This is a genomic window from Lentzea sp. NPDC006480 (genome assembly GCF_040611995.1).
GTDB lineage: Bacteria > Actinomycetota > Actinomycetes > Mycobacteriales > Pseudonocardiaceae > Lentzea.
Window position 1 is genome coordinate 1 of record NZ_JBEXPJ010000070.1, and the last position, 11,678, is coordinate 11,678.

General features: G+C 68.0%; 14 protein-coding genes. 6 read left to right on the forward strand and 8 right to left on the reverse strand.

Annotated features, from left to right (window positions below; genetic code table 11):
- On the reverse strand, nucleotides 1-994 hold a 994-nt coding region (locus tag ABZX92_RS25370; protein WP_355564080.1), incomplete at its 3' end, for a citrate synthase.
- Between the two features lie 42 nt (nucleotides 995-1,036).
- On the opposite strand from ABZX92_RS25370, the gene ABZX92_RS25375 reads away from it, so the two are divergent.
- A complete protein-coding gene (locus ABZX92_RS25375; protein ID WP_355564083.1) occupies nucleotides 1,037-2,149 on the forward strand; it encodes a citrate/2-methylcitrate synthase in 1,113 nt (370 codons plus the stop codon).
- On the opposite strand, the gene ABZX92_RS25380 is transcribed toward ABZX92_RS25375, so the two are convergent.
- A complete protein-coding gene (locus tag ABZX92_RS25380; RefSeq protein WP_355564086.1) occupies nucleotides 2,142-2,291 on the reverse strand; it encodes a hypothetical protein in 150 nt (49 codons plus the stop codon). The two genes, ABZX92_RS25375 and ABZX92_RS25380, sit on opposite strands and share 8 nt — an antisense overlap.
- Before the next feature lie 70 nt (nucleotides 2,292-2,361).
- Here ABZX92_RS25380 and ABZX92_RS25385 point away from each other — a divergent pair, with 70 nt between their 5' ends.
- Nucleotides 2,362-3,306, forward strand: coding sequence for a helix-turn-helix domain-containing protein (locus tag ABZX92_RS25385; RefSeq protein ID WP_355564089.1), 945 nt, complete (start codon nucleotides 2,362-2,364; stop codon nucleotides 3,304-3,306).
- Here the strand turns inward: ABZX92_RS25385 and ABZX92_RS25390 are convergent.
- The gene (locus tag ABZX92_RS25390) at nucleotides 3,211-3,744 is read right to left on the reverse strand and encodes a MarR family transcriptional regulator (RefSeq protein ID WP_355564092.1); all 534 of its coding nucleotides are present in this window, start codon (nucleotides 3,742-3,744) and stop codon (nucleotides 3,211-3,213) included. The two genes, ABZX92_RS25385 and ABZX92_RS25390, sit on opposite strands and share 96 nt — an antisense overlap.
- Nucleotides 3,745-3,838: 94 nt before the next feature.
- Here ABZX92_RS25390 and ABZX92_RS25395 point away from each other — a divergent pair, with 94 nt between their 5' ends.
- On the forward strand, nucleotides 3,839-4,396 hold the full coding sequence (locus tag ABZX92_RS25395) for a YceI family protein (RefSeq protein WP_355564095.1): 558 nt from the start codon (nucleotides 3,839-3,841) through the stop codon (nucleotides 4,394-4,396).
- On the opposite strand, the gene ABZX92_RS25400 is transcribed toward ABZX92_RS25395, so the two are convergent.
- Nucleotides 4,383-5,186: a universal stress protein gene (locus ABZX92_RS25400; RefSeq protein WP_355564098.1), complete on the reverse strand. Its 804-nt coding sequence runs from the start codon at nucleotides 5,184-5,186 to the stop codon at nucleotides 4,383-4,385. The genes ABZX92_RS25395 and ABZX92_RS25400 overlap by 14 nt on opposite strands.
- A gap of 84 nt (nucleotides 5,187-5,270) precedes the next feature.
- On the opposite strand from ABZX92_RS25400, the gene ABZX92_RS25405 reads away from it, so the two are divergent.
- The gene (locus ABZX92_RS25405; protein ID WP_355564101.1) at nucleotides 5,271-5,921 is read left to right on the forward strand and encodes a response regulator transcription factor; all 651 of its coding nucleotides are present in this window, start codon (nucleotides 5,271-5,273) and stop codon (nucleotides 5,919-5,921) included.
- 147 nt (nucleotides 5,922-6,068) lie between these two features.
- Here ABZX92_RS25405 and ABZX92_RS25410 read toward each other — a convergent pair whose 3' ends face one another.
- A complete protein-coding gene (locus ABZX92_RS25410) occupies nucleotides 6,069-7,634 on the reverse strand; it encodes a GAF domain-containing protein (RefSeq protein WP_355564198.1) in 1,566 nt (521 codons plus the stop codon).
- A 179-nt stretch (nucleotides 7,635-7,813) separates the two neighbouring features.
- Here ABZX92_RS25410 and ABZX92_RS25415 point away from each other — a divergent pair, with 179 nt between their 5' ends.
- Entirely contained in the window at nucleotides 7,814-8,473 is a 660-nt protein-coding gene (locus ABZX92_RS25415) for a hypothetical protein (protein WP_355564104.1), read from the forward strand.
- Nucleotides 8,474-8,555: 82 nt separating this feature from the next.
- Here the strand turns inward: ABZX92_RS25415 and ABZX92_RS25420 are convergent, their stop codons facing one another.
- The 3 genes from ABZX92_RS25420 to ABZX92_RS25430 all read right to left on the reverse strand — a co-directional run bounded on the left by ABZX92_RS25420 (nucleotide 8,556) and on the right by ABZX92_RS25430 (nucleotide 11,159).
- On the reverse strand, nucleotides 8,556-9,245 hold the full coding sequence (locus tag ABZX92_RS25420; RefSeq protein WP_355564107.1) for a family 16 glycoside hydrolase: 690 nt from the start codon (nucleotides 9,243-9,245) through the stop codon (nucleotides 8,556-8,558).
- Between the two features lie 112 nt (nucleotides 9,246-9,357).
- Complete coding sequence (locus ABZX92_RS25425; RefSeq protein ID WP_355564110.1) at nucleotides 9,358-10,515, reverse strand: hypothetical protein; 1,158 nt, start codon at nucleotides 10,513-10,515, stop codon at nucleotides 9,358-9,360.
- A gap of 80 nt (nucleotides 10,516-10,595) precedes the next feature.
- Complete coding sequence (locus ABZX92_RS25430; protein ID WP_355564112.1) at nucleotides 10,596-11,159, reverse strand: ABATE domain-containing protein; 564 nt, start codon at nucleotides 11,157-11,159, stop codon at nucleotides 10,596-10,598.
- A gap of 81 nt (nucleotides 11,160-11,240) precedes the next feature.
- Between ABZX92_RS25430 and ABZX92_RS25435 the strand changes: the two genes are divergently transcribed.
- The gene (locus tag ABZX92_RS25435) at nucleotides 11,241-11,675 is read left to right on the forward strand and encodes a nuclear transport factor 2 family protein (protein WP_355564115.1); all 435 of its coding nucleotides are present in this window, start codon (nucleotides 11,241-11,243) and stop codon (nucleotides 11,673-11,675) included.
- The last annotated feature ends 3 nt before the right edge of the window (nucleotides 11,676-11,678 follow it).

Below are 11,678 nucleotides of genomic sequence, written 5' to 3' on the forward strand. Positions count from 1 at the left end.
CTGCCGAATCGACGGCGAACCGATGACCGTCCTGGTCATCGACCTCGACCACTTCAGTCTGCTGCTGCGCGCCGATCACCTTGTCCGCCACCAGCTCGCCGTGGGTGCGCAGGACGGCGAGCAGGTGTTCGGCGCGCGGGTCGCGGTGTTCGTAGACGTAGTGACCGAAGCCCGGGATCGGCTGGCCGGCGCGCAGGTGTTCGGCGATGGCGCCCATCGGGTCCGCCTTCGCCTGTTGCAGGAAGCGGTGGGCGAGGGTGCTGGCGGTGCCGTGCTTCTGGCCTTCCAGCGCGCCGAGGCCCGCTGACACCACGGCGTAGGGGTGGGCGCGGGCGGAGGCGGCCACTCGGGCGGCCATGGTCGAGATCGCCAGGTCGTGGTCGGCCAGCAGGACGAGCACGGTGTTCATCAGGTCCGGTTGTGGCGGCGCCGGCGAGAGGCGGGCCCACAGGCGGTCGGCGATGTCCGTGCCCTGCGGGCGTTGCTGCAGGGGCAACGACTCCACGACGTCTGCGATCAACGCTTTCGCCGTCGTGACGGCGCGGGAGAGGTCGAAGCGGAGCGGGTCGCCGGCGCCGGCGAGCGCCACGGCTACGCGGACGCGGTCGGTGAGCGTGGCGCTCTCGGGGAGGGCCATCCAGATCTCCTGGCCCTCGGGGAACTGCATGCCGACCGAGTCGATCTCGGTCCACAGCCAGTGCGCGACGTCCTCGAAGCGCTTCGTCGACGACAGCTCCGGGACGGACCGGCCGCGGAAGTAGAGGCGGTCGTTCTCCAGCAGCGAGATGCGCGTGCGGATGCGATCGGTCACAGCGGCCACTGCTCCGCGCGCACCAGTGCGCTGCGCCAGGGCCTCCACGTCGGCGACGTCGAACATGCTCTGCCGGTTGACCTTCTTGCTGGTCAGGAGGCCGCGGCTGACGTAGGCGTACACCGTCGCCGGTTTGACACCCAGGCGGCGTGCAGCTTGATTCGTCGTCAACATTGATTCCATCAACATTGACTGTACATGACATGTTGACGGAGCCTGTTGTACATGTTGATTGATGCACCCAAAGGGCTTAAAGACGTCGTCGTCACCACAACCCTGATCGGGGACGTGAACGGAGCCGCGGGCTACTACCACTACCGCGAGCACGACGCGATCGAGCTGGCCAGGACCCGGACGTTCGAGGACGTGTGGTTCCTCTTCGTCGAGGGCCGGTTGCCGGACGAAGACGAGTCCGCGCTGTTCAAAACCCAAACAGCGCAGCTCAGGGACCTGCCGAAGACCATAAACGAGGTGCTGCCGGCGATCGCCAGGTCGGGCTGCACGGCGCTGGCGGGGCTGCGGACCGCGCTGTCGATGTTGCCCAGCCAGCCGATGTGGGACGCGCCGATGAGCAGCAGGAAGGCGGACGCGCTCAAGGTCAGCGCGATGACGCCGACGATCCTGGCCGCACTGCACAGGCTCAAGCTCGGACTTGATCCAGTCAACCCCAGGGTTGATTTGTCAATGTCGGCGAACTGGTTGTACATGTTGACTGGACTGGAGCCGTCAACATGGACGAGCCGTGCAGTCGAGCAGTACTTGATCGCCACGATCGACCACGGCTTCAACGCGTCGACGTTCACCGCGCGCGTGGTCGCGTCAGCCGGTGCGGACGTCGTGTCGGCCGTGACGGCGGCCATCGGGACGTTCTCGGGGCCTCTGCACGGTGGCGCGCCTGACCGGGCGTTGGAGGCGCTGGACCTCATCGGGTCGCCGGACAACATCGACGCGTGGGTCCGCGAACGCATCGAGCAGGGCGACCGGATCATGGGTTTCGGTCACGCCGTCTACAAGACCGAGGACCCGCGGGCGCGCCTGCTCAAGGAGATCGCCCAACAGCACCCCACCGAACTGACCGGCTTCGCGGTCACGGTGGAGCGCCGGGTCACCGAGCTGCTGGAAGAGCTGAAGCCGGGCCGTCAGCTGTACGCGAACGTGGAGTTCTACGCAGGTGTGGTGATGCAGCTGTGCGGGATCCCGCGCGAGATGTTCACGCCGACGTTCGCGTGCAGCCGGGTGATCGGGTGGTGTGCCAACGCGCTCGAACAGTCCGAGGACACGAAGATCATCCGCCCGGTCGCCCGGTACACAGGTCCCGAACCCCACATCGTCAGGTGAGGTACCTCAGGTCGTCGCGCACGCGGACGCGGTCACGGTCGTTGACGTCGGTTGAGCCTGCGAGACCAGCGGTGCGGTCGCGGTGCCGGTCGAGCCAGACGGAGAGAGCTGCTACTGCCAGGACGATCGCTGCAAGAGTCATGTCTAAAGTTTGCGGCCAACAAAATCCCGCCAACAGTGGCAGATCTGACGATGCGCGTTAAAATCCTGCCATGCTGCGATCGGTGGCGGTTCCGCTCATCGACGGCGTCGCGCCGTTCGAGTTCGGCCTGCTCTGCGAGGTGTTCGGCGTCGACCGGACCGAGGAGGGCGTGCCCCTGATCGACTTCCGCGTGTGCGGCGAGCTCCCCAACCAGCCGGTGCCGACGAGCATTCGAGGCGTCAGCATCACGCCGGAGCACGGGTTCGACGCACTGCTGGACGCCGATCTGGTCGCCCTCCCGGCGGCGCGGATCCGGGACGTCTACCCGGAGAAGCTGCTCAAGACCACCAGGGAGACCAGCGCGACGCTGCTGAGCGTCTGCAACGGCGCGTTCATCCTGGGAGAGGCCGGCCTGCTGGACGACCGCCGCTGCACGACCCACTGGCGCGAGACGAGGGAGTTCCGAGCCAGGTTCCCCAAGGCCCACCTTGACCCGGATGTGCTGTTCGTGGACGACGGCAACATCATCACCAGCGCCGGCACGGCCGCGGGCATCGACGCCTGCCTGCACCTCGTCAGAAGAGAGCTCGGCACCAAGATCGCCAACATCATCGCGCGCCGGATGGTCGTCGCGCCGCAGCGTGACGGCGGGCAGCGGCAGTTCGTGGAGCTCCCGATCCCCGAGTGCAGTCACGACAGCCTCGAACCGGTGCTGGCACAGGTGCTCGACACGATCGCGGACAACCACACGGTGGCGTCCATGGCGAAGCTCGCGGTCATGTCCGAGCGGACGTTCGCGCGCAAGTTCGCCGCGGAGACCGGCACCACCCCGAACAAGTGGCTGTCACTCCAACGAGTGCTGCACGCGCGGACCCTGCTCGAAGAGACCGACCTGGACGTAGACGCGGTGGCCGCCAGCTCAGGCTTCGGGACAGCCGCTCTCCTCCGGCACCACTTCCATCGGGTCGTCGGCGTCGCACCGAGCGATTACCGACGCACATTCTCCTGTCGTTAGCCGCGTGAAGATCTTCTCCGAGATCTCCCGCAACGCCTCGACCTCGGCCTCGGAGAGCTGGTCGAACACCAGCGCGCGCACGGTCTCGGCATGAGACGGCGCGGCCTCCTCGATCGCGGAGCGGCCCTGCTCCGTCAGCACGACGAACGACCCGCGCCCGTCGCTGCCGCAGTTCTCCCTGCGCACCAGCCCGCGCTTCTCCATCCGGGCCACGTGGTGTGAGATGCGACTCTTCTCCCAGTTCAGCAGCCGGGCGAGCTCCAGCACGCGCACCCGTCCGTCGACGGTGTCGGTGAGCTGCACCAGCACCGCGAAGTCGGCCATCGAGATCTCCGAGTCGACCGAGATCTGCCTGCTCAGGTGCGCGTTCAGTTCCCCCTGCATGCGGACGTACGCACGCCACGCCCGCTGCTGCTCGGGTTCAAGCCATCGTGTCACCAGCTCAGCATACGGGAATAGTTGACACATCACCCACGTTCCTGCAAGGTAGATGACACCTCAACCAAATCGCACAACCGAAGGACTGACGAACATGACCACCGCCACCAACCTCTCCGAACTGACCGGCGACTACGTCATCGACGGCTCGCACTCCCGCATCGGCTTCGTCGCACGCCACGCGATGGTCACCAAGGTTCGCGGTGCGTTCAACGAGTTCGACGGCAAGATCTCGATCGACGGTGACAAGCCGGAGAACACCACCGCGCAGGTGACCCTGAAGGTCGCGAGCATCGACACCCGCAACGCGCAGCGCGACGGCCACCTGACCACCAACGACTTCCTCGACGTCGAGAACCACCCGGAGATCACCTTCGTCTCGACCTCCGCCAAGCAGGTCGACGAGGACAACTTCGAGATCACCGGTGACCTGACGATCAAGGGCATCACCAAGAGCATCACCATCCCGTTCGCCTTCGAGGGCGTCGCGGTCGACCCGTACGGCCAGACCCGCGTGGGCTTCGAGGGCTCGCACACCATCAACCGCAAGGACTACGGCGTCACCTGGAACGCCGCCCTCGAGACCGGTGGCGTGCTGGTGAGCGAGAAGGTCGTCCTCGAGTTCGAGATCTCCGCGGTCAAGCAGGCCTGACGACGGCCACCGGGCACGGGGCGTGGTAGATCAGGGCCTGCGAGGTAGATCCGAGCAGCATCCCGGCGAATCCGCCACGCCCCCGCGACCCCACCACGAGGAGTCCGGCCCGCTCCCCCAGCTCCAGCAGCAACGGGATCGGCCGCTCCCCGACAACCAGCAGTTCCACCGCGACGTCCGGGTACTTCTCCAGCCACCCGGACATTCGCGTGTTCAGCAGCGTCGACTGCTCGTCGACACGGGCCATCGCGGCCACCAGCGGCACTTCTCCCGCGGCCGCCTCCTCGAACCCGAAGCCGATGGCCGGGTCCGACTCGGGTGAGAGGTCGACACCCACCACCACAGGTCCTTCATGGTGGTTCCCTCGCACCACCACTACGGGGCACTCACCGTGCTGTGCGAGCGCCACGGCCGTCGAGCCCACCAACGCTCCCGTGAACCCGCCCAGCCCGTGCGACCCCACCACCACTTCCCGCGCGCGTGACGACTCCGCGAGCAACACGGGCGTGGGATGTTCCATTCGCAGGTCGTGCTCCACGGGCACATCAGGTGCTTCCGACCGTGCGACGGCAACGGCCTGAGAGAGCCACATCCGTCCTTGGTCGTACATGGCCGACCGCAGCTCACGAGCCGATGAGATGACTTCGGGATAACCGCGCGTCGGCAGCGTGTACGCGTGCACCAGCCGCAACGGCGCGTCGTGCCGCGCACACTCGCGAGCAGCCCACGCCACCGCGGCCAGCGCGGACGGGGATCCGTCGACTCCGACAACAACGGGAAGACCGCTCATGATCTCAAACTAGGCCCGGACGATGTGGCGAGCCGCGTGCCGATGGTCCCCTCATCGCAGGGACTTTGGGCTACCGTGACGTGAATGGTGACGCGCGTGTTCCTCGTCGACGACCACGAAATCGTCCGCCGCGGCATCGCGGACCTGCTCGGCGAGGAGTCCGATCTCGAAGTGGTCGGTGACGCCGCGTCGGTCGCGGAGGCCCTGGCCAAGGTGCCGGGCGCGCAGGCCGACGTGGCGGTGCTCGACATCAGGCTCCCCGACGGCAACGGCATCGAGCTCTGCCGCGAGCTGCGCAGCCACATCCCGGGCCTGCAGTGCCTGATGCTGACGAGCTTCGCGGACGACGAGGCCCTGTTCGACGCGATCATGGCGGGCGCCTCCGGGTTCGTGCTGAAGCAGATCCTGGGCGCCGACCTGGTCAACGCCGTCCGCACGGTCGCGGCCGGCCAGTCGCTGCTGGACGCCCGCACGACCTCCGCCCTGCTGAACCGCATCCGCCGCGAACGCGAGGAGGGCGACCCGCTGCGCATGCTCAGCGAGCAGGAGCGCACGGTGCTCGACCTGATCGGCGAGGGCCTGACGAACCGGCAGATCGCGGAGCGGATGTTCCTCGCGGAGAAGACCGTGAAGAACTACGTCTCCCACCTGCTGGCGAAGCTCGGCATGCAGCGCCGCACACAGGCCGCCGTGTTCGCGTCGCAGTTCCGCAAGGACGGCGAGAAGCCCCGCTAACCCTCAGCGATCTTCCGCTCGACGGCGTTCGCTGGTCGTCCGGCACGCGCTGGCCACACGACTGGCAGGTGTGGGTGCGAGAGAACTCGGTGCCGGTCTCGGCCGATGTCTTGGAGATCCGCTCGGGAAAGGCGGGCACCTCGGTGACTACGTGAGCGGGACTCGCCACTCCACGCACGCGCCGCCGCCTTCAGTCGCGCGAACCGCGAGCGTGCCGCCGAACTTCGCGGCGCGGCTCGCGAGGTTGCGCAGGCCGCTGCGCGACGCGTCGGCCGGGATGCCGATTCCGTTGTCCTGCACGGTGATCACCACGTCCTCGCCGGCGTCGATGAGCACGGTCAGCTCGGTGGCGGACGCGTGCCGGACGGCGTTCGTGACGGCCTCGCGCACGACGGCCTCGACGTGTTCGGCGAGTTCGGGCGGCACCGAGTTGTCGACGGTGCCGGACATGCGCACGGCGGGCGAGAGGTGCGTGGCCTCGGTCAGGCCCGCCACCAGGTCCAGCAGCCGGCGGCGCAGTGAGGTGTTGTCGGTCGAGTGCAGGTCGAAGATCGAGGTGCGGATCTCGCGCACGGTCTCGTCCAGCTGTTCCACGGCTGTCTGCAGGCGTGCGGCGACTTCGGGCTCGGTGATGCGGCGCATGGTGGCCTGCAGGGTCAGGCCGGTGACGAAGAGCCGTTGGATGACGTGGTCGTGCAGGTCGCGGGCGATGCGGTCGCGGTCCTCCAGCACGTCCAGCAGGCGCTGCGAGCGTTGCTGCTCGGCGAACTCCAGCGCGACGGCCGCCTGGTCCGCGAACGACGCCAGCATCGGCACCTGGTCCGGCAGGAAGCGCGTCTCGCCGCCTCGGCGCAGCACGACCAGCGCTCCCGTGACGCCCACGCCGGACCGCAGTGGCACGGCCAGCGCGGGGCCGAACGCCGAGCCCAGGTCGTCCACCAGCAGCGGGATGCCGGAGCGGATCACCTCGTCGACCGCGTGGTCGGCGGCGTCGAAGTCGTCGATCTTCACGCCCGCGCTCGCGGCCACGGACAACGGGGTGTCGGCGCCGTCGCCGAGCACCACCAGGGCCGAGTCCGCACCGGCCAGCTCCACGGTGCGCTGGGTGATCAGGCGCAGCGCGTACTCGCCGGAGGCGCCGCCCAGCAGTTCGGAGTTGACCTCGCCGATCGCCTCCAGCCACCGCTCGCGCATCCGGGAGCGCTCGAACAGCCGGGCGTTCTCGATCGCGATGCCGGCGGCCGCGGCCAGCGCCAGCAGCACGGCCTCGTCGTCCGCGGTGAACTCGGCGGCGTCGATCTTCTCGGTCATGTAGAGGTTGCCGAACACCTCGTCGCGCACCCGGACGGGCACCCCGAGGAAGCTGTGCATCGGCGGGTGGTTCGGCGGGAAACCGACGGACATGTCGTGCCGGCTGAGGTCGAGCAACCGCAGCGGCGTCGGGTCCTTGATCAGCAGTCCGAGCAGGCCCTTGCCCTCCGGCAGGTGGCCCATGGTCGCCCGCGTCGCCTCGTCCACGCCCACGTAGACGAACTCGGACAGGTCGTCGCGCGTGCCCAAGACACCCAGAGCGCCGTAGCGGGCACCGACGAGGTCGACCGCGGCTTGGACGATGCGCTGCAACGTCGAATCGAGCTCCAGCCCGGACGCGACGGCGAGGACGGCGCCGAGCAGCTCCTGCATGTGGTCACGGGTGGTGACGATCTCGTCCATGCGGTCTCGCACCTCGTCGAGCAGCTCGTCGAGGCCTCGGCGGTCGGGCGCGTCGGACACGCCGACTAGATTCGCACATTTTCGCCCGTCGCACGGGCCTGCCTGCCCATCGGTCGGCCCTATCAAGTTGGGACCTTCGACCGTGGCCTTCCAACCGCCCCCGGCCGGAAAGTGTGAGCATGACGATCGCCCTGCCCGACTCACTCGGACTCGCGGGTGAGGACGTGCACAGCGTCCTCGCACTCGCGAGAGCCACCGCACCCGGCGTGCGATTCGAGGTGCGTCCCGAGCAGATCGAGCTGCACACCACCAGCCCGCACACCAGGGAGACGCGGCTCGCCTGCGGTGTCGCTCTGCTCAACGTCCGGCTGGCGCTGCAGGGTCACGGCATCCGTCCACTCGTGACGCTCCTGCCCGGCCCGAGCGCCCACGACGCCGCTGCGGCCGTGCGGCTCGGCGGTTATCAGGAGCCGAGTCCGGACGTGCTGGCGTTGCTGCGCACCCTGCACACCCACACCAAGAACCGTCGCACGTGGACGACGTTCCCGGAACTGGCTTCGTGGCGCGGGTTGCTGTCGCGGGCGGCCGAAGTGGAACGCGCGTGGCTGCACGTGAAGAACGGCGCCGAGCTGGTGCTGTGCACGTTCAACCAGGGGGCCGCGGCGGAAATCCGTGCGGGACAGGCGATGCAGCGCGTGGTGCTGACCGCGGGGACGGTCGGCATCGCGGTGAACCCGTCCCTGGACCACACCAGCCTGTCCGCGTTGCGCGCGGACCTGCGCCCGTGCCTCGGCAACACGCTGGTGCCGCAGATGGTCCTGCGGCTGGGCGCGGGATAGACCGTGGCCCGTCTCACGGCGCGCGGGGGTCAGATGACTCGCGGCGTGGGACGGGCACGGTTCCCTCTACCCAGAGGCCCAACTATGTGGTGATGAACTTCGTCGGGTCCGCGACCGGCGACTCGACCACGAGGTCCTTGTACTCGTCCTCGATGCCCTTGTTGTGGATCTGGATCGCGAGCGGCGCCTCACGACCGGCAGGCTCCTTCTTGTCCTCGAACTTCAGGACCTCGGTGGCCTTGCACTTGGTGGCGCCGTTGGGCAGCGGGCAGCACGCCATGCGGGCGACCCCCGTGTCACCGTTGGCGAGGATCTCGCACTGCGCCCACTTCTTCACGTCGATGCTGGGGTGCGGGTACTTGGTGAAGAGCTTGCCGCCGCCGTTGTTGTGGCCGACCCGGTAGTCCCACGCGCCGCCGTTCGGTGGCTGGAACTGGATGGCGCCGAGGCCGTTCAGCGGAGGCGTCTGGATCTTGCCCCAGATCAGCACGGTCGGTTTGTGGTTGCCGGAGATCTGGCGCACCTTGAAGATCCAGCGGAAGTTCTTGTACTGCTGCTTGTTGTAGTAGATCCAGCCGCGCGTGGTGTCCTTCTTGCTGGCGATCGCGCCGTCCTTCACGACGAACGCGTCCTTGGCGTGCATGGTCCAGCCGTCGAGCGTCTTGCCGTCGAAGATGGGCACCAGCACGGGATCCGCGGCCTGTGCCGGCGTCGTTCCGGCGACGAGCGCCAGCACGAAGGCAGCGACTATCCACAATGGACGACGAAACATTTGTTACCGTCCTCGGCTCCGAGGTTTTTTCGGCAGCGACGGTGCAACCCACGGTAGAACCGAGTCATCGGAGCAGTCAACGGAAACGCGTGTTTCTGAAAACGGACAATCTCTACCGGGCGAGCACCGCCCTCCACAGCAAACGGGCCAATTCGGGGTGGCAGATGTCGTTGTGCGCACCCGCGATCCCGTCGATGCGGCGGATCACCGAGGTGCAGTCGACGTTGTGCACCTGGCCGCGCGACAGCTCACCAGGAGATCCGATGTTGTGGCCGTGCGCGTAGGTGCCCTGGACGCCGTGCGAGCCGAGGCCGCCGTACTTCGGGTACTCGTCGAGGTCGACCTGGCGGCCCGACCGCGCGGCCAGCGGGTAGAACTTGCCGATGGCGTGGTCGTGCGCCGACGTGGTGACGATGATCGGGCCCGGCACGCGGCCGAGCACGCCGCGGAAGTAGCCGGAGCCGGGTTCGCCGGGCAGCCGTTCCGCGAACGACCACAGCGACATCGCGCCCTGCATCAACGTCAGCGTCGCGGCGGGCACGACGTTCGCCATCGCGGTCGCGGTGATGCAGCCGAAGCTGTGGCCCATCAGGTGGATCCGCGCGGACGGTGCGGCCTGGGCGACCTCGCGGGCGATCCGGGCGGCGCCGCTCTCGCCGAACACCTTGGCGCGGCGCTTCATCTTCCAGAACGTCAGGATCCGCAACGGCGACAGGATCCCGCCCAGCGCCGGGTCCTCCAGGCACGCCCGGTAGAGCTGCTCGGCGTCGAAAGGCATGCCGTCCTCGCCCGGCAGGTCCGGGACCGAGCTCTCCAGGTAGTCGTAGGCCTGCTTGACCGCGGCCGACATCCGGCACGGGTGCTGCCGCGCGGCTTCGACGATCGTGCGCACCGCGGCGACGCGGCCCGCTCCCCCGCCGAGGCGCTGCGCCGAGGCCTTGATGAACTCGTCGGACCGCACGTCCTCGTCGCCCCACGCCTTGGAGGGCCAGTGCAGGCCGACGAGCAACGACTTGAAGCCGCCGGGAAGCCGGTGTGCCGCCTCACGTTCGGCGCGACAGTCGGCCATGGTCTTGACCCACTGCCCGTACTGCAGCCGGGCGGCCGGCACATCGCCGTTCCACCCGTGGATGAAGAAGAACACGTCGGTGACGTCGCGGCGGGCGTCGTACAAGACGTCCGCGCTCTCGCGCCCCCGCTCGTTGCCGGTCTCGTCGAAACAGACGAGGTGATAGCTGATGTCGTGGCCTGGCACGGATTCTCGGGACATCGCGGATCACCACCACACAAAGCGCGCCCTACTGTTCTCCGGTTATCGGAACCAGAGCGGCTCATGGTTAGCCCTGGCGATCAGGAAAACCCGTTCGGACCAGGCGATTCACCCCGATTGCGCCGGTAGTGGCGGGCCGCGCGGACCCTGTTGCCACAGGATGGCGAGCACCATTCACGGCGCGGATGATCCTTCACGAAGTAGAGCACGCAGCCCGGTGCATAACAGGCGCGCAACAGAACGCGGTTCTCGCCGGCGAACAGCTCCACGGCCGCCGCGGCGATCGACGCGCGCTCCCGGTCCGCGAGCGAGCCTTCACTTTCGTTGCCCCGCACCAGTTCCCCGGCTTCGACCTGGAGCTGCGGCCACTGCCGCGCGCTTCTCGCCGCACGGTTGACCTCAGCCACCGCGCGCTGAAGGTCACGGTCCTGCGCGACCGCACGCGTGTCCTCGGTCAGCACTCCGGCGAGGTCTCTGAGTGCCTGCCGCAGCGCGCGAAACGCGTCGAGGTCGGCCTGGTCCGCCGGCACACCCAGGAAGTCGCGAAGCCCACCGACCGTGGTCAGGTCGTCGTGCACCTGCGACCGGTTGGCCCAGATGGTGTTCATCAGCAGGACCGGACGGGGCTCGTCGGGCGTCAGCACGTCTAACGGTAACACAGACTTGCACCCGTTAGAGACTCGTTCTAACGTTTGCGGAGTCACCTAACCGTTGGAAGGACTCTCGTGAACCTCGTGCCCCCGTTCGACGCCGACACGGCCCGCCTGAAGGTGCGAGCTGCCCAAGATGCCTGGAACACGCGGGATCCGCTGCGCGTCGCCGGCGCTTACACCCCGGATTCGGTGTGGCGCAACAGGTCCGAGTTCGTCCGCGGCACCGACGAGATCGTCGCGTTCCTGACGAAGAAGTGGGAGCGCGAGCACGAGTACGTGCTGCGCAAGTCGTTGTGGGCGTTCGGCGACGACCGCATCGCCGTGCGCTTCCAGTACGAGTGGCACGACGACGACGGCCAGTGGTGGCGCAGCTACGGCAACGAGAACTGGGAGTTCGCGCCGTCCGGCCTCATGAGCAGGCGTGAGGCGAGCATCAACGACGTGCGGATCGCCGAATCCGATCGCCGCATCGACCCCGGGTCGACCTACGAGATCCCGACGGAGTAGCCA

Excerpts from the sequence above, each read along its gene's own strand:
- ABZX92_RS25415 (WP_355564104.1), top strand. The coding sequence starts at position 7,814 with ATGACGATCGCCCTGCCCGACTCACTCGGACTCGCGGGTGAGGACGTG.
- ABZX92_RS25425 (WP_355564110.1), bottom strand. The coding sequence starts at position 10,515 with ATGTCCCGAGAATCCGTGCCAGGCCACGACATCAGCTATCACCTCGTC.
- ABZX92_RS25405 (WP_355564101.1), top strand. The coding sequence starts at position 5,271 with ATGGTGACGCGCGTGTTCCTCGTCGACGACCACGAAATCGTCCGCCGC.
- ABZX92_RS25410 (WP_355564198.1), bottom strand. The coding sequence starts at position 7,634 with ATGGACGAGATCGTCACCACCCGTGACCACATGCAGGAGCTGCTCGGC.
- ABZX92_RS25395 (WP_355564095.1), top strand. The coding sequence starts at position 3,839 with ATGACCACCGCCACCAACCTCTCCGAACTGACCGGCGACTACGTCATC.
- ABZX92_RS25375 (WP_355564083.1), top strand. The coding sequence starts at position 1,037 with ATGTTGATTGATGCACCCAAAGGGCTTAAAGACGTCGTCGTCACCACA.
- ABZX92_RS25380 (WP_355564086.1), bottom strand. The coding sequence starts at position 2,291 with ATGACTCTTGCAGCGATCGTCCTGGCAGTAGCAGCTCTCTCCGTCTGG.
- ABZX92_RS25400 (WP_355564098.1), bottom strand. The coding sequence starts at position 5,186 with ATGAGCGGTCTTCCCGTTGTTGTCGGAGTCGACGGATCCCCGTCCGCG.
- ABZX92_RS25420 (WP_355564107.1), bottom strand. The coding sequence starts at position 9,245 with ATGTTTCGTCGTCCATTGTGGATAGTCGCTGCCTTCGTGCTGGCGCTC.
- ABZX92_RS25385 (WP_355564089.1), top strand. The coding sequence starts at position 2,362 with ATGCTGCGATCGGTGGCGGTTCCGCTCATCGACGGCGTCGCGCCGTTC.